The sequence below is a fragment of the Thermoplasmata archaeon genome (genome assembly GCA_036395115.1).
Taxonomy (GTDB): domain Archaea; phylum Thermoplasmatota; class Thermoplasmata; order RBG-16-68-12; family RBG-16-68-12; genus RBG-16-68-12.
Genome location: DASWDU010000012.1, coordinates 21,775 through 48,765, shown reverse-complemented (window position 1 = coordinate 48,765; position 26,991 = coordinate 21,775). Strand labels below are relative to the sequence as shown.

Annotated in this window: 23 protein-coding genes; 14 read left to right on the top strand and 9 right to left on the bottom strand. The window is 66.1% G+C overall.

What is annotated here, in order from left to right; translation table 11 throughout:
- Positions 1-21 precede the first annotated feature (21 nt).
- Positions 22-8,289 (top strand): DNRLRE domain-containing protein, encoded by an 8,268-nt coding sequence (locus VF992_03010; protein ID HEX9340127.1) that lies wholly within the window; start codon positions 22-24, stop codon positions 8,287-8,289.
- A gap of 18 nt (positions 8,290-8,307) precedes the next feature.
- Here the strand turns inward: VF992_03010 and VF992_03005 are convergent, their stop codons facing one another.
- Entirely contained in the window at positions 8,308-9,504 is a 1,197-nt protein-coding gene (locus tag VF992_03005) for an aminotransferase class I/II-fold pyridoxal phosphate-dependent enzyme (protein ID HEX9340126.1), read from the bottom strand.
- A gap of 182 nt (positions 9,505-9,686) precedes the next feature.
- On the opposite strand from VF992_03005, the gene VF992_03000 reads away from it, so the two are divergent.
- Positions 9,687-10,112 (top strand): ferredoxin family protein, encoded by a 426-nt coding sequence (locus VF992_03000; protein HEX9340125.1) that lies wholly within the window; start codon positions 9,687-9,689, stop codon positions 10,110-10,112.
- 326 nt (positions 10,113-10,438) lie between these two features.
- Complete coding sequence (locus tag VF992_02995; protein ID HEX9340124.1) at positions 10,439-11,212, top strand: ZIP family metal transporter; 774 nt, start codon at positions 10,439-10,441, stop codon at positions 11,210-11,212.
- A gap of 23 nt (positions 11,213-11,235) precedes the next feature.
- Here VF992_02995 and larE read toward each other — a convergent pair whose 3' ends face one another.
- Positions 11,236-12,042: an ATP-dependent sacrificial sulfur transferase LarE gene (gene larE, locus VF992_02990; GenBank protein ID HEX9340123.1), complete on the bottom strand. Its 807-nt coding sequence runs from the start codon at positions 12,040-12,042 to the stop codon at positions 11,236-11,238.
- A gap of 73 nt (positions 12,043-12,115) precedes the next feature.
- On the opposite strand from larE, the gene VF992_02985 reads away from it, so the two are divergent.
- The gene (locus VF992_02985; GenBank protein HEX9340122.1) at positions 12,116-13,333 is read left to right on the top strand and encodes a threonine synthase; all 1,218 of its coding nucleotides are present in this window, start codon (positions 12,116-12,118) and stop codon (positions 13,331-13,333) included.
- Here VF992_02985 and VF992_02980 read toward each other — a convergent pair.
- Complete coding sequence (locus VF992_02980; GenBank protein HEX9340121.1) at positions 13,314-13,790, bottom strand: redoxin domain-containing protein; 477 nt, start codon at positions 13,788-13,790, stop codon at positions 13,314-13,316. The genes VF992_02985 and VF992_02980 overlap by 20 nt on opposite strands.
- Positions 13,791-14,005: 215 nt before the next feature.
- Between VF992_02980 and VF992_02975 the strand changes: the two genes are divergently transcribed.
- Entirely contained in the window at positions 14,006-15,580 is a 1,575-nt protein-coding gene (locus VF992_02975) for a radical SAM protein (GenBank protein HEX9340120.1), read from the top strand.
- A 105-nt stretch (positions 15,581-15,685) separates the two neighbouring features.
- Here the strand turns inward: VF992_02975 and VF992_02970 are convergent, their stop codons facing one another.
- The 3 genes from VF992_02970 to VF992_02960 form a co-directional block, all read right to left on the bottom strand.
- Positions 15,686-15,931 (bottom strand): hypothetical protein, encoded by a 246-nt coding sequence (locus tag VF992_02970; protein ID HEX9340119.1) that lies wholly within the window; start codon positions 15,929-15,931, stop codon positions 15,686-15,688.
- Between the two features lie 4 nt (positions 15,932-15,935).
- Positions 15,936-16,229, bottom strand: a complete 294-nt coding sequence (locus VF992_02965) for a hypothetical protein (protein HEX9340118.1) — start codon at positions 16,227-16,229, stop codon at positions 15,936-15,938.
- Positions 16,230-16,302: 73 nt separating this feature from the next.
- On the bottom strand, positions 16,303-17,175 hold the full coding sequence (locus VF992_02960) for a GNAT family N-acetyltransferase (GenBank protein ID HEX9340117.1): 873 nt from the start codon (positions 17,173-17,175) through the stop codon (positions 16,303-16,305).
- 88 nt (positions 17,176-17,263) lie between these two features.
- On the opposite strand from VF992_02960, the gene VF992_02955 reads away from it, so the two are divergent.
- Positions 17,264-18,400: an acyl-CoA dehydrogenase family protein gene (locus tag VF992_02955; GenBank protein ID HEX9340116.1), complete on the top strand. Its 1,137-nt coding sequence runs from the start codon at positions 17,264-17,266 to the stop codon at positions 18,398-18,400.
- A gap of 215 nt (positions 18,401-18,615) precedes the next feature.
- Here the strand turns inward: VF992_02955 and VF992_02950 are convergent, their stop codons facing one another.
- Entirely contained in the window at positions 18,616-18,810 is a 195-nt protein-coding gene (locus tag VF992_02950) for a hypothetical protein (protein ID HEX9340115.1), read from the bottom strand.
- A 103-nt stretch (positions 18,811-18,913) separates the two neighbouring features.
- On the opposite strand from VF992_02950, the gene VF992_02945 reads away from it, so the two are divergent.
- A complete protein-coding gene (locus tag VF992_02945) occupies positions 18,914-19,645 on the top strand; it encodes an alanyl-tRNA editing protein (protein ID HEX9340114.1) in 732 nt (243 codons plus the stop codon).
- Between the two features lie 31 nt (positions 19,646-19,676).
- On the opposite strand, the gene VF992_02940 is transcribed toward VF992_02945, so the two are convergent.
- Positions 19,677-19,835, bottom strand: a complete 159-nt coding sequence (locus VF992_02940) for a hypothetical protein (protein ID HEX9340113.1) — start codon at positions 19,833-19,835, stop codon at positions 19,677-19,679.
- 277 nt (positions 19,836-20,112) lie between these two features.
- Between VF992_02940 and VF992_02935 the strand changes: the two genes are divergently transcribed.
- Complete coding sequence (locus VF992_02935) at positions 20,113-20,508, top strand: hypothetical protein (protein ID HEX9340112.1); 396 nt, start codon at positions 20,113-20,115, stop codon at positions 20,506-20,508.
- Between the two features lie 92 nt (positions 20,509-20,600).
- Here VF992_02935 and VF992_02930 read toward each other — a convergent pair whose 3' ends face one another.
- Positions 20,601-20,858, bottom strand: coding sequence for a hypothetical protein (locus VF992_02930; GenBank protein ID HEX9340111.1), 258 nt, complete (start codon positions 20,856-20,858; stop codon positions 20,601-20,603).
- A gap of 65 nt (positions 20,859-20,923) precedes the next feature.
- Here VF992_02930 and gatD point away from each other — a divergent pair, with 65 nt between their 5' ends.
- The 6 genes from gatD to VF992_02900 all read left to right on the top strand — a co-directional run bounded on the left by gatD (position 20,924) and on the right by VF992_02900 (position 26,953).
- Positions 20,924-22,228: a Glu-tRNA(Gln) amidotransferase subunit GatD gene (gene gatD, locus VF992_02925; protein ID HEX9340110.1), complete on the top strand. Its 1,305-nt coding sequence runs from the start codon at positions 20,924-20,926 to the stop codon at positions 22,226-22,228.
- A gap of 51 nt (positions 22,229-22,279) precedes the next feature.
- Positions 22,280-22,741, top strand: coding sequence for a hypothetical protein (locus VF992_02920; GenBank protein ID HEX9340109.1), 462 nt, complete (start codon positions 22,280-22,282; stop codon positions 22,739-22,741).
- Between the two features lie 87 nt (positions 22,742-22,828).
- Positions 22,829-23,281 (top strand): hypothetical protein, encoded by a 453-nt coding sequence (locus VF992_02915; protein ID HEX9340108.1) that lies wholly within the window; start codon positions 22,829-22,831, stop codon positions 23,279-23,281.
- A gap of 26 nt (positions 23,282-23,307) precedes the next feature.
- The gene (gene gatE, locus VF992_02910; GenBank protein HEX9340107.1) at positions 23,308-25,200 is read left to right on the top strand and encodes a Glu-tRNA(Gln) amidotransferase subunit GatE; all 1,893 of its coding nucleotides are present in this window, start codon (positions 23,308-23,310) and stop codon (positions 25,198-25,200) included.
- A 236-nt stretch (positions 25,201-25,436) separates the two neighbouring features.
- Positions 25,437-26,261 (top strand): M55 family metallopeptidase, encoded by an 825-nt coding sequence (locus VF992_02905; GenBank protein ID HEX9340106.1) that lies wholly within the window; start codon positions 25,437-25,439, stop codon positions 26,259-26,261.
- Positions 26,262-26,335: 74 nt separating this feature from the next.
- Positions 26,336-26,953 carry a hypothetical protein gene (locus VF992_02900; protein HEX9340105.1) on the top strand — a complete coding sequence of 206 codons (618 nt, stop codon included), beginning with the start codon at positions 26,336-26,338 and terminating at the stop codon, positions 26,951-26,953.
- Positions 26,954-26,991: the final 38 nt, after the last annotated feature.

The following is a 26,991-nucleotide window of genomic DNA, read 5'->3' as shown; positions in this document are numbered from 1 at the left end:
CTTCACCGGAGGGTATCCGCAATGCGCCGACCGTTCGCGGTCACGATAGCCTTGGTCCTCGTCGTCAGCGCTCTCGCTATCACGCTGCTTCCGGTCCACCCGGCGGCCGCCGATCCCACGTCAACCGACAATCTCGACGGCACATCGGACGTCGTGTGGAACTTCTCGACGCCGGCCGACTACACGACATCGAACGTCCGCGTAGCCGGTGGGCTGGCCACCTTGCGTCCGCAAGTCTCGTGGTGGAACAGCACGACCGCGGCCGATTTCGCTGGCCCCGACGGTGCAACGAATGTCGACTTCACGACGTACCCTGGCGACATCGTCCTCTCGTCGACTTCGGGGACGTCCACGCTCCTCACAATCCAGCCGGACCCGGCGGCGGGCCTCGACGCCTACCTGGACCGAGGCTCCGTGAACCTCAACCACGGCGGCGACACGACCCTCGTCTACGACGCCCGCGGTTCTACGAGCCGCCGGCCGATCCTCCAGTTCAGCATGGCTTCGATTCCAGCGGGCGCGGTCATCGATGACGCGAAGCTCGTCCTCTACATGTCCGCCGCCGCGGCGAATCCTTCTTCGGCCGAAATCCACGCCGTCACCCCGACGTGGAACGAAGGCCAGGCGACGTGGAACGACCGGCTCACAGGGACGCCTTGGACCACCGCCGGCGGGGACTACGACGCGCGCGCGATCGATGTCCAGAGCCTCAACGCGGTCCTCGGATGGAAGACCTGGAACGTCACACAAATCGTGGACCTGTGGTACCGCAACCGCGTCCCGAACAACGGCATGATCCTCCTGGGTTCGGCCGGCGGAACAAATCTCGACAAGACGTTCTGGTCCTCTGACTATGCGGCCGATCCGACCCTTCGCCCGAAGCTCGACATCCGTTACCGGGTGCTCGGCGCGACCGGAGAATACATCTCGAAGGTAGGCGGCCCGGGGTCCCTCGTCGCTTGGCAGTCGATTTCGTGGAACGCCACCGAACGCTCGTACGTGTCGGACGAATTCAACGGTGGGAGCCTCAATCCGAAATGGACCTGGACCAACCCGCCCGCCGCGTACGACGAGGGCACGACGACGCCGGGGAGCCTGCACATCGTCTCCAGCACGGGCGTCGACCTGGACGCGGGGACGTTCACGGGCAACGTCCTCGCGAATGAGGTCGTCGGCGACTTCACCGCCATCGCGAAGATCAGCGGCAATCCGACCGTGAGCGGCCAGAAAGCGGGCCTCATGGTCCTGCTGAACAACCGAAACTGGTATGCGGCCCAGAAGGTGAACGTCGCCGGGACCGTGAACTGGCAGGCGAAGGCGACCACCGACTCCGTGTCTGGGATCCGCGCGAACGTCGCGAGTGGCAACCCGATCCCGGCGTGGTTCCGGATCGTCCGATCCGGGGTGAGCTTCGCCGCATCCACGAGTTCGGACGGGTCCACATGGACGGCCCTGGACACGTACACCCCGGGGATGGAGTACCCGCTCGAGGTCCGGCTCGCGCTATTCGTCGCCGACGGCCTCTCCGGCACCGCTCACACGATCGACATCGACTACATCCGCGTACAGATTTCCAACGATGCGACCGCGGCGGTCTCGACGCGCCTCGGGAATACGAGCCCGGTCGATGGCACCTGGACCGGCTGGTCCTCGCCCTACGCGACGCCCTCGGGCTCCGCGATGACCGGCGTCTCTCGGTACGCGGAATTCCGGCTCTCCTTCGCCGTGACGTACCCGGACCACACGCCGAACATCGGGGACGTCAACCTCTCCTGGTCCCTGTATCCCGCGTCGGGCACGCTCACGACGCAGGATTTCGCCCCGCCCGACCTGAGCCAGTGGGACTCCTTCGCCGTGGTCCACACGCTGAACGGCCAGACGATCGCGTACGACTATTCAACGGACTCGGGCGGCAGCTGGACGAGCGTCTCCCCACCGGCGTCCCTCCTGTCCGTCTCGACCGCCACCGGAAAGATCCGCTTCCGCGCGACGCTGTCGACGTCGAACGCCACGATCACGCCGACGATCAGTGAGATGCGGCTCGGATACCGCCACCTGCTCGACCGCTTCTTCGTAACGGCCTCGTCGACCGCGACGGCGGGCGCGTCGTTCACGGTCACGATCACGGCCAAGGACGCCGGGAACGCGACGATGACCTGGTGGACGGGCACCGTAGCGATCGACGCGCGGCTGCCCGACGGCGTCACCCCTGGCGGCGGCACCCTGGGAACCACGACGATCGCGATCACCGCCGGCGGGTCCACGACCCTCAGCACCGAGACGTACACGAAGGCGGAGACGATCCGAATCCGGGCGAGCTTCGGGAGCGCCTCCGGACTGAGCGGGCTCGTCGCCGTCTCCCCCGGACCCCTCGACCACCTCTCGGTGACGCCAAACGATGTGACGATCCTGCCCTTCGACGGCCGAGACCTCTCCGCCCAAGGGTACGATGCGTGGGACAACCCAATCGCAGCCTTGGCATACTCGTGGGCCGTGACGGGCGGCGTCGGTTCGCTGAACGTGACGACGGGACCGAACGTCAATTTCACGGCAAGCCCGCCCCCGGCGAACGGCACGGTCGTCGCATCCGTGGGCGCGGTGACCGGCGTCGCCCAGATCCACGTCGTCAGCGGAGTCCTCCCGTGGGTCGCCGTCGCCTCGCCGACGAACGGGGTCCACCTCACCGGCGCCGTGCTCATCACCTACACGTTCAGCGCGGACGCCGCCTCGGTGCGATTCGAGTACAACGGCGGGAGCGGCTGGACGACACTCGGGACGGCCGCGCCACCGAACGGAACGTTCCCGTGGGACACGACGCCGCTCAACTTCGTCGGAGGGAGCTTGCGCGCGGTCGCAACCAACAACCGGACGATTTCGAATACGACGGTCGTCGCCCCGATCGAGGTCGACAACACGCCGCCGACGATCACGCTCGGCGCCGTGACGGACAACCAGGCGACGAGCGGCACACTCACGCTCACCTACGCGACTTCCTCGGATGTCGTCCGCGTCGACTTCACGTATTTCGATGGGACCTCGCGCGTGATTGGGACCGACCTGACGGTCGACGGTTCCTACGTCTGGACCCCGAGCAGCCCGATCAATGGGGTCACCATCCACGCGACGGCCTTTGACGACGTGAATCTCCAGGGGTCCGCTGAAAAGGTCGGCGTCGGAAGCCGCAGAATCGGGACGAATCCTCCGACGATCGCCGGCATCCCCACAATTCACGTCCGCACGGGGACGCCGTACGGCCTCAACCTGACGTTCTACGTGACGGACCTCGACACGCCTTTCTCCGGTCTCACGGTCTCCGATGCCGACAGCGCGAACGTCAGCGCGCTCGGCGGTCCGTACCCGTCCCTCACGATCACGTACGCGACGGCGAGCACGTACGTCGTGACCCTCTGGGTCTCCGATGGGATCGATACGGCGTGGACGCTCCTCACAATCGTGGCGGCGGGCACGTATCCCCCCCGCGTCGTCGCAACGCCGCCGTCAGTGCAGTTTGACGAGGACACGACCGCCCCGAACGGCCTCGGGGCGATCGCGACCGCGTTCATCGACGATCCCGACGGTGACCCACTCGTCTTCACCGTCCTCGGAAACCGATCCGTGCACTTCCGAGTCAACCCGAACAGCACCCTCGACTTCTGGGCCGACCCCAACTGGTTCGGATCGGAAGCGGTGCGGCTCCGCGGGACGGACCCATCGGGCGGCTTCGCGGAAGTCGCCTTCGCCGTGGCCGTGCGCTCCGTGGACGACCCACCGATCCTCGCCGCCGTCCCGGCACTCTCCGTCGAAGCGGGGACCACCTACGTCCTCGATCTCGATCCATATATCGCGGACGTCGACACGCCGCTCGCCTCGATTGCCGTGACCACGGACAGCCCGTACGTCACTGTGAGCGGGCATCGCCTGACGCTCGCGTTCCCGTCCGACCGGACGAGCGCGCGGTTCAATGTCACAATTTCCGATGGGACATCGGCGGCGAATCGCGAGGTGTCGGTAGCCTTCCACATCACCCCCGCATGGTGGCAGGCGCCGTACATCCTCGCCCTGCCTCCGATCGGCGTCTTCGTGGTGGTAGCAATGTTTGCGCAGCGCGCGCGCTGGAAGCCCGCCAAGGCCTTCCTCGTGGACGAGAAAGGGCGAATGATCAGGGAATTCACCCTGGACCCCGGCTGCCAGGTCACGTACGACCAGGCGGTTCAGGCCGGCGTGCTCGACGCGGTCGAGAAGCCGATCAAAGTCACGAAATACCACGGGCAGACCGTCCGCGGGGACGCCCTCGCGGTCGTGCTGCTCGCGTACGGACCCGTGACCTCGGAACAGGTCGAGTTCGCTCGGGAGATGCTCGTCCAAATCCAAGACAAATTCGAGGATGCCGTGAAGCAGCGCCTCGAGGAAGCGCGGGCCCGGGACGCGGAACTCGCGTCACGCGCTCAGACGCTCGACGAACGGCAAAGCGCCAGCGAAGCGCGGGCGGTCGAGATCGAATCGACGCTCCGCCAAGTGCAACTGGCCCAGACGAAAATCGACGCGGACACCGGCGCGTTGGCGGCGAAAGAACAAGATCTGATCCGACGGGAACAGACGCTCGCGGAGGGACGAACGGCGGTCGACGAGCTGTCGCGGCAGACCGAAGAGCTGCGCACCTCCCTGGATCGACGTTCCGCGGAGACGCAGGCACAGGCCGCCGCGGTCGCCACGAGGTCCGACGCCGTGTCGGCGCGGGAGGACGGCGCCGCGAAGACCGAGACGACCCTCCGAGAGAAGGAGGCGGCGGTCGGGGAAGAGGATGCCCGGTTGAAGGCGGAGTCCGTTCGATTGAGCGCAATGTCGGCAAACCTCGAGACATCGCGCCAAGACCTTGATCGTCGGGAATCGGCCGTCGTCCGAGACGTGGCGGGACTCACGCAGGACCGCCAGCGGTTCGAAGCGGACCAGAAAGACCTCCTGGAGCTCCGACGGACCCTCGACGAACGAGTCGTCGAGGTCGAGACGGCCAAGAGGGAAGCGGCCGCGAAGGCGGACGACCTCGCCCGCCGAGAAGAGCGGATCCAGCCGGTCGAGGCGCAACTCGAGGCTCGCGAGGCCGCGGTGTCGGAGAAGGAGTCGGAACTCCAAAGCCTGAAGGCAATCACCGATGCGGCCTCCCGGGAACTCGCGGAGCGGGCGAAATCCGTCGAAGATCGCGAGACGGCGTTGTCGGAGAATCGCGTCGTCCTCGAGGAGGCGCGCGGCGCCTTCGACGTCGAGCGAAAGGACTTCCAGCAACGGACCGCTCAGTACGAGGACGAACTTCGACGCAGGCGCGTGGATCTCGACGCCCAGGCGAAGGACGTCGGGGAAGCCCAACTCCGGCTGGCCCACGACAAGGAGACGTTCGATACGAGCCGCATCGAGAGGAACCAGGCGATTCTCTCCAAGGAGATTGAGCTCGAATCGCGGGAGCAGTCGACCCGGGAGAAGGAGGAAGCGATCCGTTCCCAGGCGGAGGAGAGCGGCCGGCGTCTGTCCGAACTCGCGTCCCGGGAGGAAACCCTTGAAATCGAGGAAGAGAGGACCGACAAGTCGCGCGCCGACCTGGAAGTCCGGAAGGCCGAGCTCGCGACGCTCACCCGAGAGCTCGATGAGAAAGCCGCGCACCTGCGGGACGAAGAAGCCCGGCGCGCGGAGGAGCTCCGGACGTGGCAGAAGACGCTCGAGTCGCAACAGGCGCTCCTGAAGGAGCAGGGGGACACGTTCGAGAAGGAGATGTCGGACCTTCGATCCTCATGGGCGGATCGGGTCCGGCGCGTCGAGGAGCGAGAAGATACCGTCAAGGACCTGGAGGAGAAGGTCCGGACGGCCACCGAACGGGCCACGAAGACGGACGAGGAGCTGAGTCGTCGTGAGACGGCGACCGCGGAGGCGACTCGCCAAGCCTCGGAACTACAGGCCAAGGCCGACGGGGTCCTCCGTGAAATTGAGCAGCGGACCCTCGAACTCGACTCTCGCGAGCGCACGGCGCGCGAAGAAACGGCCCGCCACGCGGTCGAGCTCACGGATCGGACGGAGGCCTTGGACACCCTCGAGAGGGAGTTGAGCCTGCGGCGCTCCGACTTCGAACAGGAGCAAACGACGCGAACGCAGCGGCTGCAACAGATGGAAAACGAGATCCAGAAGAACGCGCTCGCCGCGGAGCTGAAAGCCCGCGACCTCCTCGAGCGGGACACTCGGATTGCGTCCACGGAGGAAACGCTCCGCGAGGTGGAGCAGCGACTTCAGCGAGAGAGGGGCGACGTCCAGGTGGAGACCCAGCAGCTGGAGGCCCGCCAGCTCGAGCTGATGCATATGAAAGACCGCTACGACGCCGAAGCCGCGCGGGTCCGGTCCGAGGCGGAAGCGACCCGCCACGCGCTCGCGGCGAAGGAAGCCGATCTCAAGGCCGAGCGCGAGCGGATCGAGCGGGACTCGAGCATGCTCCAGGAAACCCTCGGTGCGAAGGCGAAAGAAATGGCGGCTCGGGAGAGGGCCCTCTCCGCGCGGGAGGTGGACCTACGAGCGGAGGAGCAGGACTTGGAAGCCCGCCTCCGGGACTTGGACACGAAGGAGCGCCAGGCCGAGACGATGGCGACCGAACTCTCCGCACGAGCGAGTTTGTCCAGTCGTCGGGAGCAGGACATTAACGAGCGCGCCTCCCAATTTGACGAGATGGTGAAGCGGTTCGAATCGGAGGGCGCGGAGAAGCGGCGGGAATCGGAAACGCTCCAAAGAGACCTGAGGATGCAGCAGGGCCAGATGAACGCGACGGCTGAGGCGCGAGCGGCCGAATTGGCGAAGCGGATGGAAGAGATCGACGGCCGCGAGCGCTCGGCGCGGGCCGCGATGGCCCAGCTCGATCTCGAGCGATCGAAACTCGAGTCGCAAGCGAAGACCGCCGCGTCGAAAGCGAGCGAGGCGGATGCGGCCTGGCAACGGTCGGAGGCTCGGATCGCGGAGCTGAGGGCGGGTGAGGACGATCTGCTCCGAGCCCGACAGACCTTCGAGTCGGAGAGGTCCGTGTGGTCCGCCAAGCGTGCCGAGGAACTGAAACAGCTCGAGGCGACTCGGGACGCAGCGGGCCAACAGACCCAGCAAGCGGAGCGGCTCGTCGCCGAGGCTCAGCGCCGGATCTTCGTCGCTCAGGAGGCCGAGAAGGCGGCGAAGCGGCAAGCCGACGAGCTCGTCGCGCAGCAAGACATCCTCGAAAAGCGCCGCGCGGATGCGGAGAAGGCGGAACGGGACCTGCAGGCGCGGATCGCCCAAGTCAACGAAGCCTCGCAAAAATTCGCAACGAAGGAACTGGAAACCAATGCTGCCGTCAAAGAACTCGAGGCGAGGCAGACGAAGATGACGATCGCGGAGCACGATTTGGCCTCGGCCTCCGCGGAGATCCGAGTGCGGAAGACGGCGCTCGATCAGGAATCGGCTCAAGTCACCAGCCTATCGGACCGGCTCGCAGCCCGGCAAAGGGAAATCGACTCGCGTGCGAGCGCCTTGGACGCGAGAGGTGCGCAGCTATCGACGAAGGAGCAGACTCTCACCATGGAGCTGCAGCGGGCCGACAATCTCATGGAAGACCTTGCGAAGAAGGAGCGGGAAATCCGGGCGAGAGAGGATGCGGGCCGGGCGGCGGAGGCGGAACTTTCGAAACGAACGGTCAGCCTCTCGGCGAAGGATGCCGAGCTGGGAGAGGCGATGCGGTCCCTCGAACGAACGCGGGGCGAGCTGGAGTCGCAACGCGCTCAGATCGAGGAGGACGGCCGCGTCAGCTTCGCCGCGCGAGACGAGGCAGAGACGCTCAAGCGAGAGGCGGAGCGGCTCCGCGCCCAAGCGGACGGAATGCAGGCCGAGGTCACGAAGAACCTCCGGTTCCTTCAGAAGAAGGCCCTCGAAGTGCTGGACCAAGAGGAGAAAATGCGCGCCCGCGAAGGGAAGATTGTGGAGCGCGAACGAGGCCTCGATACGCGGATGGAAATCTTGGAGGGCAAAGAGGGCGTCGTCCAGTCGGATCGCCAGGAACTCGACGCGAAGACGTCAAAGCTCACGGCCGAGGTGGAGCGCCTGCGGGCGAAGCTCGCCGAGATGGAGAAGATGGGCGGCCCGAGCGGCAGCGCGTTGGAAGACTGGAGGAGAGATGTCGAGAGCCGTGTGAAGATTATCCAGAAGAAGGCGATGGAACTCCTCGACCGCGAAGAGAAGATGCGTAAGAAAGAAGAGGAACTCCGAGCCCTCGCCCACCAACTCGGCGTGGAGTTCTGATCGCAGACATCCGCCGCGCTACCCGGAGCGACGCGATCGGGACGCCTTTCGAATGGATGCATCAAAATCGTCAGTCAAGTCGTCCGCGTCCTCGAGGCCGACGCTCACGCGAACGAGTCCTTCGGTGACCCCGCTCACCCGACGCTCCGCGTCCGTCAAGGGGCCGTGCGTCATCGAAGCGGGGTGCTGGACCAGCGTCTCCGCACCGCCGAGGCTCACCGCCAGCGTTGCGACACGCACGGATTCCACGAACGCCTTCGCCGAGCGGTATCCTCCGCTCAGCTCGAAGCTCAACATCCCGCCGTACCCGGACATCTGCTTCCCGGCGAGGGCGTGTTGCGGGAACGACGGCAATCCGGGATAGTGCACGACGCGCACGGCACGATGCGCCTCCAGGAATTCGGCGAGAGCCTGTGCGTTCGACTCGTGGACGCGCATCCGTAACGGGAGCGTCTTCAGTCCGCGGCGCACGAGGAACGCCTCGAAGGGACCGAGCGTCGGGCCGAGCATCTTGTAGGTGAACCAGATCCGGTCGAACAGCTCGGCTTTTGCGGCGACGACCGCGCCCGCCACGACGTCGCTGTGGCCCCCGATGTACTTCGTCGCGCTGTGCAGGACCGCATCGACGCCCAACAGGATCGGACGCTGGTTAATCGGCGTCGCGAACGTGTTGTCGGCGAGGGTCCGAGCTCCAACGGAACGCGCGGCCCGCACGGCCTCGCGGATGTCCGTGATCATCATGGTCGGGTTCGCAGGGGTCTCGACGTACACGAGTCGCGTGTTCCGTCGCACCGCCTCGATCCAGGCGCGCGGACGACGCGGATCCACGAAGGTCGTCTTCACGCCGAACCGAGGCAGGAGACGTGTGAAGATTTCCGTAGTCGCGGTGTACAGGCTCGAGCCCGAGACGACATGATCGCCCGCGTCCACGCACGACAGGATGGCGGAGGCGATTGCACCCATCCCGGATCCGGTCACGAGGCCGCGCGCACCGCCCTCGAGGTCGGCGAGCGCCTCTTCGAGGTCTCGGAGGGTTGGGTTGCCCCATCGCGTGTAATATGCTTCAGGCCCGGATTCGACCGCGAACTCCGCACCCTGACGCGCCGAGTCGAGGGCCCACGTGGAGCTCGCGTAGGTCGGCGTCACGAGCGGCCCGTGGCCCTTTCGTCGCCGCCCGTGGATGGCGCGGGTCCGCGGGCCGGGTCGTCTCGCCACGATCCCGGCCACGGCGAGAGTATGCGAAATAGATTTCGAACTCAGGCGGCCGAGATTATCAGGAGCCTCCGGAACCCGCGGCCTCTCCGTGAAACCGGAAAGGTCAAAAAGGGGGGGTGTATACAAGCCATTGCTCGGCCCGGTTACCGGGTCGGGCGAGCATCGCCCAGGGAGGCGACCGCATGTCGCGGGAAGTGGACTTCAACGCAAAACCGATCGATCCGGACTTCATGAACAAGCCCGACGAGTATCCGGAGACGGGGACCCATTTCGACCACAAGGTCTTCGCGGAGGGCACGGAACGGCCCGACGCAGACGGCAAGGCGTACCCCACGAAGCTCGGGATCCACGGCACCCACGTCGCCGTCGACTTCGACGGATGCGTCGCGGACGGCGTGTGCATGGACGTCTGTCCCGTCGACGTATTCGAGTGGCTCCTCGCCCCGGGCAAGAAGGGAACGGGCAACGACAAGATCGTCGAGAAGGGCGGCGAGGAATGGGACAAGTACCGGTGCGACAAGTCCGACATGATCCGGGAGTCGGACTGCATCGACTGCATGGCGTGCGAGACGGCGTGCCCGACGAAAGTCATCAAGATTAGTCCATAGACCGCTGACGCCCCGCTTCGTTCGACGATTGCGGATGAGCCGCCGGCATGGGGCGGCTGCGCTCGGCCTTCCGTCCTGCTTCCCGCCCCGGGTCGTCGCGGCGCCATGGATTCCAGAGGCTTGCGCTGCGGTCTCCAGCGGGCGATCTCCGGGCTCGCGGCGAATCCTTATAAGGCCGTTATCTTTTGGCACACTGCCCATAGCGCACGACCTTCCGAAAGGGTCGCCATGACACGACGAAGGGAGACGATGACGAGATCGCTGGCGACCGTCACTCGGGGTGTGGCCGCGGCCGTCGCCCCGCGCGTGCGAACCGGTGTGTCGTGATGGCGGACCTTCTCTACGCGGCTTTCCTCGGACTAATCGCGGGATTCGTGCCTGTATACCTCGGCCTGATGCCTCTGTGGGCTTTCAAAAGACTCTCGAGTGCCTGGAGGGCCGTGCTTCTTAGTTTCTCCGTCGGCATTCTCCTCTTTCTCTTCGTCGACGTGACCCACGAGGGCGTCGAGTTGGCGGAAGCACCGGGGAGCAGTCCCTCGCTCTTGGCTCTCGGCTTGGTCGTCGGCCTCCTGGGACCGGTCCTCGTGGCCGGCCGAAGAGGGCGAGTCGGGACCGCTGCCCCGGGGACAGCACGCCCGACCCCCTGGAAGTTCATGGGAACCCCGAGGTTGTTCACCGCCTTCACGATCGCTCTCGGGATCGGCCTGCACAACCTCGGCGAGGGCCTCGCAATTGGCGCGTCCTATGCCGCGGGGACCATCGGCCTCACGACGCTGCTCGTCATCGGGTTCTTCATCCACAACTCCACGGAAGGGCTCGGCGTCTCCGCTCCGATCGCAGCGGAGCCCACGGGGAGAGGCGAGTTCCTGCTCCTGGGCTTCGTGGCGGGCTTCCCAACGATCATCGGCAGCATGATCGGCTCCTTGTCGGACTCCGGCGCACTTGGGACTCTATTCTTCGCCGCGGCGGCGGGCGCGCTCCTCTACGTCATCGTGGAGTTGGTGAAGGCCTCGTATGCGCCCGATCGGATGCGCAGCGGGTTCGTGAGCATCCTGGCCGGCATTCTTTTCATGTACTTCACGGGCCTGCTCGTGCCGTAGAGCCCGGGCAGTGACGCGCCAATTCAGCCAAGGGAACGGTAGCCGTTCGGGTCAATCAGGGTCCGTTGGTATCCGATGGATCGAAGCGTCATCGCGACCTCCTCCTCGATCGAGCGGAGGCGAGGAATGTCTTCAGGGACCACTTCGATTCGGGCGATTTCACCGTGATGACGGACGCGGACTTGGCGGAACCCGCGGCTTCGCAGATAGGCCTCGGCGGCCTCGACTTGTTGCAACAGCGTGACGGTGATGCGCGTCTGGTGCGGGATGCGGGAGGAAAGGCACGCGTTGCTCGGCTTGTCGTAGAAGGTCAGACCGAGAGCCTCCGCGAGCGCCCGGACGTCCTGCTTCGCGAGGCCGAACTCGACGAGGGGATGCCAGAAACCGGCCTCGTTCATCGCTTGAATTCCAGGTCGATGGTCGCCGAGGTCGGACAGGTTCACGCCGTCGGCGATGACTTGGTAACCGAGTTCCGCCGCGATCGGCCGCAACGCCCCACCGAGTTCCTGTCGGCAGAAATAGCAACGGTTCGTGGGATTCGCGACGTACCGATCGTTCGCCAACTCCGACACGCGGATTACCTTTACCGCGATCCCAATCTCCGCGGCCTCGGCGAGCGCCTCATCGAGCTCACGTCGAGCCAGGGACTCCGCGTCCGCGATCACGGCGAGCGCGTCCCCGCCGACCGCGTCACGAGCGACCCGAGCCACCAGGCCGCTGTCCACGCCTCCGGAGTACGCGACCAAGATTCGGCCACGGGCCCGCATCGCAGTGACCATCCCCTCGTACGCGGGGCCGAGTTTCAGCGCGGGGGTCGTAGCCGCCATCATCGCATCGAATGCGCCTGCGTGGATAAAGACATCGTGGAACAAACTGTATGCGCATCGTCGACATGCCCGAACCGTGCGTCCCGCGTTCCTCGAGTGCACCGGTTGTTCGAAGAAGCACGAGGTCCGGCTGCGGAACGTCTGCGATTGCGGCGCTCCGCTGTTCGCGCGATACGAATGGGGCGATCTCCGGCGGGAGGATCTCCCGGCGCGAAAGGATCTGTGGCGATACGCCCCGTTACTCCCGCTGAACGAGACCGAGATCCGTTCCCGCGGCGAGGGTGGCACGCCGCTTTACAAGCTAGACCGGATCGGGAGCGGCGGACGGGTCGCGCGGCTCAAGCTGGCCGCGTTGCACGTCAAGGACGAGGGACTCAATCCGACAGGCACGTTCAAGGCGCGCGGCATGGCGGTGGCGGTGCCGATGGGCCAGGCCCTCGGCGCGTCGACCCTCGCGGTGCCGACCGCGGGGAACGCGGGCGCCGCGCTGGCCTTGTACGCCGCCACGTACGGGGTGCGGGCGATCGTCGTCATGGCCAAAGATGGACCGATCGCCGCGGCGTCGGAAACCCTCGCCTACGGCGCCCACCTCCTCCAGGTCGATGAGGACATCGCGGACGCGGGCCGAATCGTCCAGGATCTCGCGCAGACCACGCCGACGTTCAGCGTCGCGACGCTACGGGAGCCGTATCGCGTCGAAGGAAAGAAGACGATGCTGCTGGAGATCTGGGAAGCCCTCGGGACGATGCCGGATTGGATCCTCTTCCCGACGGGGGGAGGGACCGGAATCGCTGGCATGTGGAAGGCCCTTCGGGAGCTCCGGGAACTCGGCTGGTTCGAAGGGCCGTGGCCCCGGATCGGACTCGTCCAGGCCGCCGGGTGCGCGCCCCTCGTGCGCGCGTGGCAGGAACGTCGGGAGTCGGCCGAGCCGTGGCCGAACCCGAAGACGAGCGCGGCCGGGCTGCGCGTCCCCTCGACCGTGGGGGACCGCATCGTCCTCCGGGCGCTCCGGGAGACGCGGGGCGCCGCGGTCTCGGTATCCGACGAGGCGATCGCCGTCGCGGCCCGGACATTCGCGGCCCTCGAGGGCGTCGGCGCATGCCGGGAAGGGGCCGCGACCCTGGCGGGACTCCGCCGCTTCTACGACGAAGGGACGATTACACAGGACGATCGGGTGGTCCTCGTGAACACGGGCGCCCCGCGCGATTTCGAGGCGCCGCTCCCCCGAGTGCCGGCCGTCCGGAGCGCCGAGCAAATCCGGGCGTACCTCGGGCTCACGTCGAGAGCGCCTTGAGCTCCTTGAGGACCCGCGCGTGGTCCGGGGGGACTTTCGGGTCTTCCGTGACCCACTTGTACCGCACGATGCCGTCTTTGTCGAGGATGAAGACGGACCGCTTCGCGACGCCTTGCAAGCCGAAGTCTCCGAAGCGGTCGTACTGCACTCCGTACGCCTTGCTCACGCTCCGGTTCCAGTCGCTCAGCAACGGATAGTTGATTCGATTCTCTTGCTTGAACACGCGGTGGCTGTGGTGGCTGTCCGTACTGATTCCGTACACCTTCGCACCGTGCGACTCGATCGCGCCGAGCGAGTCACGCATCGCGCAGAGCTGGCCTCGACACACGTTCGTGAAGTCGAACACGTAGAACGAAAGGACGACGGGACCGTGGCCGAGTTCCTTCGAGAGCGTCACCGGCTTCGCCTCGTCACTCAGGAGCGTGAAATCGGGCGCCTTCTCGCCGACGTCCACCATTGGCACCGCCTCGCGCGCGGCGAACCGGACGTCGGCGATGAACCCTTCGGTCTCTCGAAGGAGTCCGGAGACGAACCGCCGATGAGGCTCGGGAACCAGTCCGTCCCACGGAAACGCAATCTATATCTAACGGCACGGGCCAATCCGGGGGTCTACGGGACCTGACGCTCATCGAACTCCGTCTGGACGCTCGTCCGTCTAGCGGTGGGGGGGCGATGGCAAGATACGTGCTCGCGGCCGACTATACACTGATGACGGACTACCGGAACGTTCCCTTGGCGACGTTCTTCAGTTGCATCCCCACCGACTTCTGGCACTCGCGGCTCGTCTTCCGGATTCTCGCGGACCCGCCGAAGCTCGACGGGGACGGCCGGCCCGTCCGGGTCCCCTACGGCCTTCGAAAGGTCGAGGCGTCGCTGGCCCGTGCGCACGGGCGCGAGGAGGTCGTCATCGCCCCGCCCGATGACATCGACCGTTACATCACGGACGACACGGAAATCGTGGGGCTGCACTCGATGGATCCGCTCGGCCTCGGGCCTGTGAGCATGTCCTTCACGATGGGCGGCATCTTGACCCCTTACACGAAGGCGAAGTTCCTCGAACTGGTCGGGCACGTGCAGCGTCCCGGGCGGAAATACAAGGTCGTCCTGGGCGGACCGGGCGCATGGCATTTCGACTATCGCACCGAGATGCAGGCATCCCTGGGGATTGATCACATCGTCCATGGGGAGGTCGACCACCTCGTCCCCGAGATCTTCGACCGGATTGCGAACGGAGACGCGCCGCCCGTGATGCGATTCACGAACGCGACCGCGCCGTCCGTCGAGCAGATCCCGAAGATCCTCGGGCCCACGATGCACGCGATGAACGAGGTCATGCGCGGGTGCGGCCGCGGCTGCGAGTTCTGCGAGGTGACGCTCCGCCGTCCGCGGTACTTCCCCCTTGACTACATCGCCGACGAAGTGGCAATGAACGCTCGAATCGGCCAATCGTCGATCCAACTGCACTCGGACGACATCTTCCTGTACCAGCTCGAGAACTGGAGGACGATGGAGCCGAACGAAGACGCCGTCAAGGAGCTCTTCCGTTTCGTCATGGGCCAACCGGGCGTCTCGCACTGCTATCCGACGCACGGGACCGTCAGCGCGGCCGTGACGAACCCGGGGCTGATCGAAGACCTCTCCGAGATCGTGAGGGCAGGCCCGGACAAGCTCGTCGGAATCCAGAGCGGCATCGAGACGGGCAGCCCGTCCCTCTCGCGCGCCGTCCTTCACCGGAAGGCGGCGCCATTCACGGCGGAGGAGTGGCCGGACATCGTGGTCCAAGGCACGGAGATCTTGTGCCGAAATTACTGGTACCCCGCTTTCACGATTATCCTGGGCCTCCCCGGAGAGACGCCGGACGATGCGTGGATGACCGTCGACCTCATCGATCGGATGGAGCAGATTCCGGGGGCGCACTTCGTCACGGCGCCGCTGACGTTCGTGCCGATCGGCGTGCTACGAGGCGAAGAGTTCTACAACCTCGACGAGATGATCGACGAGTCGCGCTTCAACGTCGCGTACCGTGCGTGGCGGCACGTGCTCATGGAAATCGACGAAGATCTCTGGCGCCTGACGCAGCTCCCTCCGCTGATGAAGGCGATGGTCGTCGCGACGGGCCGGATCGGCGGGCGGTACATCCTGGGAATCATGCACCGATACGCCCGCCGCAAAGGGTTCCGAATCCGGGCTCCCGCCAAGACGCAACGCCAGGCGGAGGGCCACACCGTGAGTTTTCCGGCGGCGTGAGCCTGTCGAGTCGATCGAGAAAGGGCCCGCGGAGGATTTCGATTGCATCGCGCACTCCACGCGAGCTGGACCGCAGCGACGATGTCGAGAAGATCCCGCCACGGCTCACGAGCCGTCTGCGATCCACTCGAGATACTGCCTCGCCTTCACGTCCGCCCCTTCCTCGCCGATGATGGACGGCAGCGTCCGGGCGCGGAGCAGCTCGACGACCTTGACCAGGTCGTCCCGCGTGAGGGACGAGCGGTCCGCGCGTACGTCGCGCAGCCGCTTCCGCAGCATCGCAAGGGCCATGTCACCCCAGATGGCCCTCATGTCGGCCTCGATGCGCTCGTACGCCCCTTCCGCACCCACGATCTCACGCTTCGGCCGGCATCTGATGGGCGCTGAGCCACGCGCTGTATCCGACGTAGAACAAGACGACGAGCGCCACGACCAGGAAGGCATCCGGGACGGGGGTGTCGGCCAAGAGGATCCGCGCGGCCGCGCTGAGGCTCAACGCAATCCCGACCGCGGCGAGACCGACGCTGAGTCGGTACAACAGGCCGCCTCGCATCATCCGCACGCCTCTGTGGGCGAGCAGGAACGCCCCGAGGACGCCGCACGAGATGCTGAGCACGAGGACCACGAACTGCTCCGCGGAGACCGCCATCGACCCGACCGGACGTTCGATGCGGACCGACGGTCCTTAAGTCTACGCTCGCTGGATTCACGGGTGAGAATAATCACGGCTCGATCCGCGCGGTGACGGACTGCCCGCCGACCTGGACGAACCCCGCGGACCGATACAGCGCCACCGCCGGATCGTTTCCGACCGTCACGTAGAGCGCGAGCCGCCGCTCGCCGAGGCCCTCGAGCCGGTTCATCGCCGCCTGGAGCAGGGCGTGGCCGAGGCCCCGACCGCGGCGGTCCTTCGCGACGCCCAGTTCCGCGACGAGCGGCATGCCCATCCAGTGGGTGATGAGGATCGCGCCGACGATTCGCGTGCCGTCGAGGGTCACGAACGACGCGTCGGGCATGAACCGGCCCGAATCGCCCTTGAGGAGTCCTCCGACGTAGTCGCGCCACTCCTCCTCCGTGCCCGTGTGCAGCCCGTGCTGCTGTTCCACATGGCCTTCGTAGACTTCCATGAGGAACGCCGTGAGCCGCGCGATCTCCGCTTCCTCCGGATGCACGAGTCGGACGCCGTCGGGGATGGGGGCACGCACCGTCGCGGCCTCCATCCACATCCGGGCGAAAATTCGCCGGAACCCGAGCCCCGCGAACGACGGCTCGTACCGGTCCTCGTAGTGGGCCGTAATCGGGCCTTCGCCGGCCGCCCGGAGGAAATCGACCGCCCTCAGGAGGGCCCCGGTCGTCTCCGACGCGTGGGCGGGGTCCATCGAGAATCCGGAGATCTCCCCGTGCCCGAGCCGGATCGCCCCGACGATTCGGCCGTCCATCCGAAAGGCGAAGTGGGCCCGTTGCTCTTCCGGCGGGAGGGCCAGGTACCGGTCGAGATGGACCTTCAGGTCTTGGGTCGGGAGGTCCCCCCGGCCGGACACGAAGACCCGCCAGTAGGCGTGCGCATCCGTCGTCTGCAGGGGTTCGAGCGACATCGGCACGCGGTCGGCGAGGGAGTCGCAACGCATCAAGCTTCGCGCGCCGCGGAGATTTTATCCGGTCGAAGGACCTTCGACGGACGCGATGGACTTCGGGCTCACGGAGACGCAGGAAATCACCCGCAAGACGGTACGCGAGTTTGCCGAGCAGGAGATCGTCCCCCAGTCCCGTGCGTTCGACGAAAGCCAGCAGTTCCCCACCGCCTGGGCGAAGAAGATGGGCGAGCTCGGCCTGATGGGGGTGTTCGTCCCGGAGAAGTACGGCGGGTCGGGCCTCGACGCGGTGTGCTATGCGATCACGATCGAGGAACTCTCCCGCGCCGACGCGAGCGCGGGGGTCATCGCGGCCGTGTGCAACGGCCTCGTCTGCGAGCCGCTCCTCCGGTATGGGACGAAGGAGCAGAAACGCCGGTATCTCGGGCCCGTGGCCCGCGGCGAGTCGATCGGGGCCTACGCCCTCACGGAACCCGGGAGCGGTTCCGACGCGGCGGCGATGCGGACGACGGCGACGCTCGACGGACCCGAGTGGGTCCTGAACGGGACGAAGTCGTTCGCGACGAACGCCTCCGCCGCCCAAATCGTCATCGCGTACGCTCGGACGGGCCGAAACAAGCACGACATCTCGGCGTTCATCGTCCCCACGGACGCGAAAGGGTTCTCCGTGCTGAAGAAGGAGGACAAGATGGGGATCCGCGCGAGCGACACGGTCGTCCTCGGATTCGACGAAATGCGGATCCCGAAAGACAACCTGCTCGGCGAGATGAACAAAGGTTTCACGATCGCGATGGCGACCCTCGACGGCGGACGGATTGGCATCGCGGCGCAGGCCCTCGGGATCGCTCAGCGCGCGCTCGAGGAGTCGCTGAAGTACGCGAGGGAGCGGGAGGCGTTCGGACAGAAAATCGCGGAGTTCCAGGCGATCCAGTGGAAGCTCGCGGACATGGCGACGGAGATCGAGGCGGCGCGCCTCCTGACATACCGGGCCGCCCACCTGGAGGACCTCGGGCGGCGGCACACCTACGAGTCGAGCGTGGCGAAGCTGTTCGCCTCCGAGGCGGCCCACCGCGCGGTCGATTCGGCCGTGCAGATCCACGGCGGGTACGGCTTCATCAAAGACTACGTCGTCGAGAAGCTGTACCGCGACCAGCGGGTGACGGAGATCTATGAGGGCACGTCGGAAATCCAGCGGCTCGTCATCGCGCGTGCGGTTCTTGGGAAGTGAACGGTCGCAGGCCTACCCATTCATTCACGAGCTCTTCCGCCGTCGGGGCCCCTTTCGTCGACGTCCTCGATGTTCCTGGGCGGGACCTTCGCGCTCGGCGTGCCGCTCGTTCGGCGTGGCATCGGGTCACCGGCCGAGACGTCTCGGCGGAGACGCTGCGGGTGGCACGACGGCGGGTGAGGGCAAGCGGGCGGTCGAACTCGGGTTTCGACCGGCTATCCGATGACGCGGTCCATCATGACGACGGCGCCGAGCACCACGAAGATGAAGCCGACGAACACGATGTCCAGCGGAATCACCCCGAGGACGCCCGACATGACCGCGAGGAGTCCCAGGAACGCGAGGAGAAATCCGAAGTAGATCACGACCTCAATCGAAGGGGAATGGGGCTTCGGACGGTTCGCGGCCACGCAAGCCTCGAAATGCTCGGATGATTTATCGCTTGTGGTCTGACTCCTATCGCGGCGTCTCAGAGGAGAATCCTATATGCGGGCAGCCACGTTCCCTAGCCGCATGGCGACGCGGGTGCTTTACATGGCGGAGCGCGGGGGGCAAGATCCGGACCCGTGCTACGCCCGCGAGTTCGACGCGTCGGTCGTCGACCGGGGACCCGACTTCGTTGTCCTAGACCAGACGCTGTTTTACGCGGACGGCGGCGGCCAGCCGTACGACACGGGCGTCCTCGGGTGGAGCGGCGGCGAATCGAAGGTCCTCCGAGTGATGAAGGAAAAGGGGGTCATCAAGCACTATCTCGATCGCATGCCGTCGAGCGACTCGGTCCATGGAATCGTCGACTGGGAGCGGCGGTACAAACACATGCGGATGCACACGTCGCAGCATCTCATGTCCGGTCTCGTGTTCCGCATCTACGGCGCCCGGACGGTCGGCAATCAGATTCACACGGACTACAGCCGCGTGGACTTCCAACCCGCGAACTTCACACCGGACGACCTGAAACGAATCGAGGACGAGTGCAATCGAGTCATCGGAACGGCTCAGGACGTCTCGATCTTCGAGGAGGACCGCGTCGTCGTGCAGGGGAAGATCGAGGATCGCGCGCTCCTCGAGCTCATCCCCGAATCCGTGCGCCGGTTACGCATCATCCAAATCGGATCGGCCGACTACTGTCCGTGTGGCGGGACCCATTTGAAGAGCGTCTCCGAGATCGGCCAGGTGCGCATCTTGGAAAAGCGGTCGAAAGGGCGCGAGACGGACCGAATCGTATACGATCTCGTTCCGCCGTGAACCGAACGAACCCAGCGCTACGCTGTCCGAGCTATAGCTCGACGGCCTTCGTTCCATCCCAGATTTTCCGGGGACCCTTCTCCGCGGCGGGGACGAGGAGGGCGCGTTCCGACTTCGTCGGGATGATGAAGAACTCCTCCTTGCGGCCCGCGTCGGAAAGCAGCACGAGCTTCACCTTGCCCCCTTCCATGGGCTGACCTGTCTCCGGGTGGAGGTAGTGGTATCGGACATACCGACCGCGGTCAATCAACGAGCGGACTTCGGTCTCGCCTTTCTTCGTTCGCGTCAGGACCTCTTCAGGGAAACCGGGCATCGTGATACCGGAAGGGGCATGGCACACCCCGGGAAAACCGCATCGCCGACTCGGTCCGGTGTTACTGAATGTGATTCTCAACTCCGTTGATTATCACCGGCCGCGGTCGGGAAAGGAACGCTTATCAGCGGGGGGAGGCCGTGGCCCGGGCACCATGACCCAAAGCTACGAATCGGCCGGCAGGACGGCGATTGCGGACCTCGCAGACAAGCAGCCGCATGAATTGCTGCTGATGCTCGGGGGCGCGCTGGCGATCCTCCTGTCCGTCCTCTTGTACGCGATCGACTGGGCTCAGGGCGGTATCGCAGCGAACCAGCTCGCGAGCACGACGACGGTCCTCGTGGTCGACGTCGTCCTTGGGGCTGCGCTGTTGATTGCGCCCAAGATCGGCCACAAGAACTTGATGAACAGCGCGATCGTGGCGGGCGTCGTAAGCGTCGTCTTGCTCGCTTTCGGCGGCCTTCCCGGAACGATCGGCGGCGTCATCGGGCTCCTCGGCGCAATCCTGGCAGCGGCGAACCCGTACCTCCCCTGGTCCAAGCACACGTGAGCCGGCAAGATCGGCTTCGCACCCCCGCGCCTCGATAGCGAAGCCGCCACCCCTTTCGTTCTCGTCCTGTCTCCGGCCATCTGGAAAGCCCTTTAGCGAGTGGCCCGTCGGATGAAAAGCACCTCCCCGGCACACTCGATCCGGACAATCTTATAGTACGGGAGGCGCGCTCCGGCGGTGGTGAAATAGCGGCGCTCGAGGTCGACAATCTCGGAGCCGCGGATCACTCGAAAGCCTTCCGGGTGAGCCCGGTCGGCGTACCACAGCTCCGCGCCGGAGAGCCGACGGGGCTCACGCCAGCGCAGCTCGTTCAGGACTTCGCGGGCGGTGCGGGCCACGGACGCTGCCATGGTGATGCGGGCTTTTCGCCTTCGCGGCACAAAGACCATATCCGGCCGACCGGTTGCGAGGGACGATGGAGTACCCGCCACGGGTGCGGGCGCTGCTCGACCGCTCGAGGGCGGGTCAAGGAGACGCCGTCGTCGTCCGCGCGAAGGGCCAGCGGTACGAGGGAATCGTCATGCCGCACCACGGATTCAGCGGCCCCGACATCCTGACGATCAAGCTCTCGAGCGGATACAACGTCGGCATCGAAGTGGCGGACATCGAGTCCGTGGACGTGACGGCGAAGCACGCACCGACGTCCGTCGAGCGACACCTCCCGCCGCCGACCCAGGGCAAGCCGACCGTCGCGCTCCTCGGGACGGGCGGCACGATCGCCTCGTACGTCGACTATCGCACGGGGGCCGTGCATCCCGCCGTCACGACGGAGGAGCTGGTCTTCAGCGTCCCGGAACTCCTCGACGTGTGCAACGTGCGGGCGCGGGTCATCTACAGCATCTACAGCGAGAACCTGAAGCCGGAGAACTGGCAGCGGCTCGCCCGGGAGACGGGCAAGGAACTCAACGGGGGCGCGGACGGCGTGATCATCCCGCACGGGACGGACACGCTGCATTTCACGACCGCGGCTCTGTCGTTCATGCTCCGCGAGCTGACGGGTCCCGTCGCCGTCGTCGGGGCGCAGCGGTCGAGCGACCGTCCGTCGTCGGACGCCGCGACGAACCTACTCAGCGCGGCCCGCGTGGCGACCGCGGACCTCGGCGAGATCGTCGCCGTGATGCACGGCGAGACGAGTGATTCCTTCGGGGCGATCCACCGAGGCACGAAGGTCCGCAAGATGCACTCGTCCCGGCGGGACGCTTTCCGGTCCCTCAACGCCGCGCCGCTCGGACGCGTCCTCCCGGACGGCCGCGTCGAACTCGCCGGGCACGCATTGCCTCGCTCCCGAGGCCCGACGAAGGTAGACGACGCGCTCGACACGAAGGTCGCCCTCGCGTACTTCTACCCGGGCCAGCAGGTCGCCGAACTCGAGGCGATTCTCCAGGACGTCCATGGAGCCGTCCTCGCGGGCACGGGCCTCGGCCACGTATCCGAGGACCTCGTCCCGGTCGTGCACCGCTTCGCGAAAGACGGCGTCACGATCGTCATGACGACGCAGACGCTCCAGGGTCGCGTCGACATGCACGTGTACGACACCGGACGCGATCTGATCAAAGCGGGCGTGATCGGAGGCGAGGACATGAGTCCGGAGACGGCGTACGTCAAGTTGATGTGGATCCTCGGGCACACACGCGATCCCGCGGACGTCGCCCGGGCCATGGCCACGAACGTCGCGGGGGAAATCAATCCACGAATCGGGCTCGACGAGTTCGCCGAGTAGCGCCGCGGTCCCTCGTCATCCTTATCCCGCGGACCCGGATAGCGTCGCCGAATGAAGATCGACCAAGTCGGCGAGGTGGGCGTCGTCCTCACGGAGGCGAACGAGCCCGTGCTTTCCGGTGGCGATCAGATCATCGGCTACCGGGCGTTGAAGTACGAAATCTACAAGCCCATTGGCCTCGCGAAAAGGACCTTGGTCCAGCCCCGGGAGGGGTGGGTGTGGCAGACCCGCCGACGGCTCCTCCTCCTCGACATGGAATGGCTCAATCTCCCGGGCGGCAAGAAGGGGAAGCGGTACCACGAGATCCCCCTGGAGGAGACGGTCGACGTGGTCCCGAAGCGGAGACGCGTCCTGCTCGAAACGGAAGACGCGGAACACGGGAAGGTCATCTTCGAGTTCCGGCCCTTCGGCGCGGCGTCCCGCCTCCTCGCATGGCTCAAGAACGAAAAGGAGCACCGCCGGAAGCGGGAGGAGGGCACCCTGCGGTCCCCGTACCGGGAGCCGCAGCGGTAGCGCCGGGTGCGGCGCGGCCTCGCGTACGGCCCACGAGGCGAGCCAAAGGTACATCGGCCGTGACGACTTGCCTTCGTCCGATCGACCATGATGGCCCTAGACGAGTATGGGCGAATCTGGGACATGCTCGCCCAGACGCACCGCGAGACCCACGGGGAGAACCACGTCCCGGTCCGGGACTTCAACTGCTGCGGCGAGTACGCCGTCATGATGGCCTTGCGCGCGGCGTCCACGCTGAAGCCAGACTATCCGCCGCACCTCCTCCGTCGCATGGAAGCGATGCCGGAGCTCGACCGAGACTTCTACGTCAAGAACATCTTGGCGACGGACGGCGAGCCGGAGCCCGCGGACCCGGAGCCGCTGCGAGAGTACCGCGCGAGCCGGCGGTACCACATCCTCTGGACGGAACTCAAAGAGGCTGCGGCGCGGATTGAGCAACTCGAGCGGGAATTGGAACGGGCGATCGGGCGGATTGCGGATCTCGAGGCCACGCTCCGGAAGGCGGGCGTCCCGGAAGAGGCCATCGCGGGAAAGGCTTAATCCCCGGGCCCGGGCTTCGTGAGCCGATGGACTATCGCGGCCTCGGCCTCAAGGTGGGGCTCGAACTTCACCAGCAGCTCGCGACGCACAAGCTGTTCTGCGCGGACGCGTCGGCGCTCGTCGATGAACCGGGAGGCATCCGGTTTCGTCGCCGCTTGCGCCCGACGCAATCCGAGTTGGGGGAGGTCGACGCGGCGGCGATCGAGGAGGCGAAGCGCCACCTCACCTTCGTCTACGAGGCCACCCCGAACTCCTGCCTCGTCGAGGCGGACGAGGAACCGCCTCATCCGCCGAATCCCGAGGCACTCGACATCGCGCTGGAGATCGCCCTCCTCCTGGACGCGAGCCCCGTCAGCGAGGTCGACTTCATGCGGAAACTCGTGATCGACGGCTCGAACACCGCCGGGTTTCAGCGATCGGCGCTCGTCGCGCTCGAGGGTCACCTCGACGTGGGCGGGAAACGGATCGGTGTGCCGACGATTCTGCTGGAGGAAGACGCCGCGCGGAAGCTCGGCGAGACGGAGGGCGAGGTCGCATACCGATTGGACCGGCTCGGCATCCCGCTCGTGGAGGTCGCCACGACGCCGAACATCGAGACCCCGGAGGAGGCCCGAGAGGTCGCCCTCGCCTTCGGATCGCTGCTCCGCGCGACCCGGAAGGTCATGCGCGGGATCGGGACGATCCGAGAGGACCTCAACGTCTCCATCGAAGGCGGCGCACGAATCGAGATCAAAGGCGTGCAGGAGCTCCGGATGATCGCCACGTTCGTCGAGAAGGAGGTCGAGCGGCAACGGATGCTGCTCGAGGTCGCGGTCGAACTGAAGGGTCGAGGCGTTCGGGCCGTTCCGTCAGACTTCAGGGATGTCACCGCCACGTTGCGGGAGACGCAATCGAAGGTCGTCCGCGCCGCGCTGGAGCGCGGCGGCACGGTGCTCGGATGGGTCCTCCCTGGCTTCGCGGGCCTGCTGAAAGGGAAGCTCGGTCCGGAACTCGCCGCCCATGCTCGCGTCGCGGGCGTGGCGGGGATCTTTCACTCGGACGAGTTGCCGGGATACGGGATCACGCCCTCCGAGGTGGACGCCGTCCGCGAGGCTTTGAAGGTCGGCCACCCGCACGACGCGTTCGTGCTGGTCGCGGAGGAGGAGGCGAAAGCCCGACGCGCGATCGAGGAAATGCAGCCCCGCGCCGGGGCCGCCATCGAAGGCGTACCTCCGGAGACCCGGGAGCCCCGCCCCGACGGGACGACGGCGTACGCCCGTCCGCTGCCAGGGAAGGCGCGGATGTATCCGGAGACGGACGTGCCTCCCATCCGCGTCACGGAGGAACGGCTCGCGAGGATCCGAGAGCACCTCCCCGAACGGCCCGAGATCACGACCGGGCGCCTCGCCCGGGAGTACGGAATCCACGAACAGCAAGCCCGACAGCTCGTGCAGGAGGGCAGCGACGAGCCGTTCGAGATGATCGCACGGGAATTCGGCGAGGCGAAGCTCGTCGCGACCGTCCTCCTGTACACGTTCCCGGAACTGCGGCGGCAAGCGATCGACGTGGATGCGATCCCGTTGGACCGCATCCGCGAACTGTTCTCGCTCCTGAAGGCGGGCCGATTCGCGAAGCAGGCGGTGCCCGACATCCTCCGGGAGATGGGCCGCCGGAAGGTACGGGCCTCCGACGCCATCGACGTGCTGGGGGTGACGGAGCTGGGCCGCGAGGAGCTCGAACGGATTATCGACGAAGTCCTCGCCGCCTCGGACGAGACGATCCGGGCGCGCGGCGCCGATTCGGAGAAGGCGCTCATGGGCCGCGTGATGGAACGCGTACGCGGCCGCGCGGACGGGAAGGTCGTGAGCGACGTCCTGCGCGCGCGGCTCGCCTCTCGCCTCGCCCGGAAGGCGGAGCCGGCAAAGAAAAGGAAAAAGTAAAACCTCCACAACGAACTCAAGCGCGTCGACGATCAGCGCTTGCCTTTCTTGGCTTTCTTTGCGTGTTTCTTCGTTGCCATGGTGGGGTCTAACTCCTCCTGGGGGCAGGCCCCGTTGATGTCGACATCGTTCGCGCATCACGGCTTAAACGTGCGCCCGGTAGTCCGCGAAACCGCAACGTGATGGAACGCCGAGAAGCGTTAAGGTGGCGAATCCCTTCCCCTCGAGGGGACGCGGTGAAGGTCTTCATCTCGATCGACATGGAAGGAATCTGCGGGATCGTCGGGGAGCTGGAGACGGACCCGGAGAAGGGAGGCGAAGCGTACCAGGCGAATCGACGGCTCATGACGCAGGAAGGGAATGCCGCCATCGAAGGCTGCGCGAAGGCCGGCGCGACGGACATCCTGGTCGCCGACTCGCACGCGAACTGCGACAATCTTGTGCCTGAGGAGCTCCACGAAGCCGCGACGTTGGTCCGCGGCTCACCCCGGACGTTCTCGATGGTCCAAGGGCTCGACGAGTCGTACGACGCGGTGGTGTTCATCGGCTACCATGCGAGGGCGGGCACCCCGCGGGCGATCCTCGACCACACGTACACGGGCAGGATCGCGCGGGTCGAGGTAAACGGCGTCGAGGTCGGCGAAACGGGCATCAACGCCTACCTCGCGGGCCACCATGGGGTCCCGGTCGTCCTCGTCACGGGCGATTCCGCGGTCACCGCGGAGGCGAAGGCCCTGATCCCGAACGTGCACACGGTCGCCGTGAAGGAAGCGACGGGAGCGAATGCGGCGAAGAACCTCCATCCGAAGAAGGCGCGCGAATTGATCCGCGCGGAGGCGACCAAGGCCGTGACGGACGCCAAGTCGATCCCTCCGTTGCAGGCGAGGAAGCCGGTCGAGATGGTCGTCGAGTTCAAGAGCACGGACCACACGGACCTAGCCGCAATGATCCCGGCGGTGCGCCGGGTCGGCGGCACCCGCCTCGAGTTCGATGCGCCGGACTTCGAACAGGCGTTTCGCACGTTCTACGCGATCGTCAACATCTCGTCCCTCGAGTCATAGCGCCTCCCGAGGCGGCTGACAAATACCTATATAGCGAGACATTTCATTCGGCGCTGGAGAGAAGGGACTTGGCCATGGCCGCGAAGAAGGCCAAGGGGGATGACTGGTTCTCCTCCCTCGATGCGGAACTCGACAAGAAGACCAAGGAGATCATCGAGGACGTCGGGGAGCAGAACGTCGCCCGGCTCGAGCTCAACAAGACGTTGATCGAGGACTTCTGGAGGGTCTGGAAGCGCTTCAACAAGATCAACGTGCACTTCGCGATGGAGCCGTCGTACACGAACTGGGGCGTGTTCCCGGACACGTTCCCCGACGGCGACTGGCATTGGCGCCCCGGATTCAACCTCGCGGCCGTGCAGACGGTGCAGCTCCTCGACCGATCGATGGACCAGGGGCGGATCGGGGACGCGCTCAAGGTGAACTACGTCGAGGCGGACCGGAAGGTCCATCTGCGCGTGACGTTCGAGTACTGCGAGGGCGAGCATTACTACAAATACAGCGGGTGGAAGCGGATCTGGACGATCCACACGCTCTACGACCAGCCGCTCGACCGCGTGAACGTGGACGACCTGCACCGGATCTTCGCCGACCTCGTCCGGGTGTGGTACGAGAGCCACCTGCGGCGGAACCGCGACGTCTTGATCAAGTACCTGAAGCAGACGTACGAGAAAGTCGAGACGTTCAACCAGTGATCCGGACGTCGACGACCAAGTATCGCGGCTGATATCCG

What these genes read in the sequence shown, in the direction of transcription:
- VF992_02955 (HEX9340116.1), top strand. Translation starts at nt 17,264, where the DNA reads ATGGACTTCGGGCTCACGGAGACGCAGGAAATCACCCGCAAGACGGTA.
- larE (HEX9340123.1), bottom strand. Translation starts at nt 12,042, where the DNA reads ATGATGGCGGCTACGACCCCCGCGCTGAAACTCGGCCCCGCGTACGAG.
- VF992_02920 (HEX9340109.1), top strand. Translation starts at nt 22,280, where the DNA reads ATGAAGATCGACCAAGTCGGCGAGGTGGGCGTCGTCCTCACGGAGGCG.
- VF992_02915 (HEX9340108.1), top strand. Translation starts at nt 22,829, where the DNA reads ATGATGGCCCTAGACGAGTATGGGCGAATCTGGGACATGCTCGCCCAG.
- VF992_02965 (HEX9340118.1), bottom strand. Translation starts at nt 16,229, where the DNA reads ATGGCGGTCTCCGCGGAGCAGTTCGTGGTCCTCGTGCTCAGCATCTCG.
- VF992_02945 (HEX9340114.1), top strand. Translation starts at nt 18,914, where the DNA reads ATGGCGACGCGGGTGCTTTACATGGCGGAGCGCGGGGGGCAAGATCCG.
- VF992_02975 (HEX9340120.1), top strand. Translation starts at nt 14,006, where the DNA reads ATGGCAAGATACGTGCTCGCGGCCGACTATACACTGATGACGGACTAC.
- VF992_02900 (HEX9340105.1), top strand. Translation starts at nt 26,336, where the DNA reads ATGGCCGCGAAGAAGGCCAAGGGGGATGACTGGTTCTCCTCCCTCGAT.
- VF992_02940 (HEX9340113.1), bottom strand. Translation starts at nt 19,835, where the DNA reads ATGGAAGGGGGCAAGGTGAAGCTCGTGCTGCTTTCCGACGCGGGCCGC.
- VF992_02980 (HEX9340121.1), bottom strand. Translation starts at nt 13,790, where the DNA reads ATGGTGGACGTCGGCGAGAAGGCGCCCGATTTCACGCTCCTGAGTGAC.
- VF992_02935 (HEX9340112.1), top strand. Translation starts at nt 20,113, where the DNA reads ATGACCCAAAGCTACGAATCGGCCGGCAGGACGGCGATTGCGGACCTC.
- VF992_02995 (HEX9340124.1), top strand. Translation starts at nt 10,439, where the DNA reads ATGGCGGACCTTCTCTACGCGGCTTTCCTCGGACTAATCGCGGGATTC.
- gatE (HEX9340107.1), top strand. Translation starts at nt 23,308, where the DNA reads ATGGACTATCGCGGCCTCGGCCTCAAGGTGGGGCTCGAACTTCACCAG.
- VF992_03000 (HEX9340125.1), top strand. Translation starts at nt 9,687, where the DNA reads ATGTCGCGGGAAGTGGACTTCAACGCAAAACCGATCGATCCGGACTTC.
- VF992_02930 (HEX9340111.1), bottom strand. Translation starts at nt 20,858, where the DNA reads ATGGCAGCGTCCGTGGCCCGCACCGCCCGCGAAGTCCTGAACGAGCTG.
- VF992_03010 (HEX9340127.1), top strand. Translation starts at nt 22, where the DNA reads ATGCGCCGACCGTTCGCGGTCACGATAGCCTTGGTCCTCGTCGTCAGC.
- VF992_02960 (HEX9340117.1), bottom strand. Translation starts at nt 17,175, where the DNA reads ATGTCGCTCGAACCCCTGCAGACGACGGATGCGCACGCCTACTGGCGG.
- gatD (HEX9340110.1), top strand. Translation starts at nt 20,924, where the DNA reads ATGGAGTACCCGCCACGGGTGCGGGCGCTGCTCGACCGCTCGAGGGCG.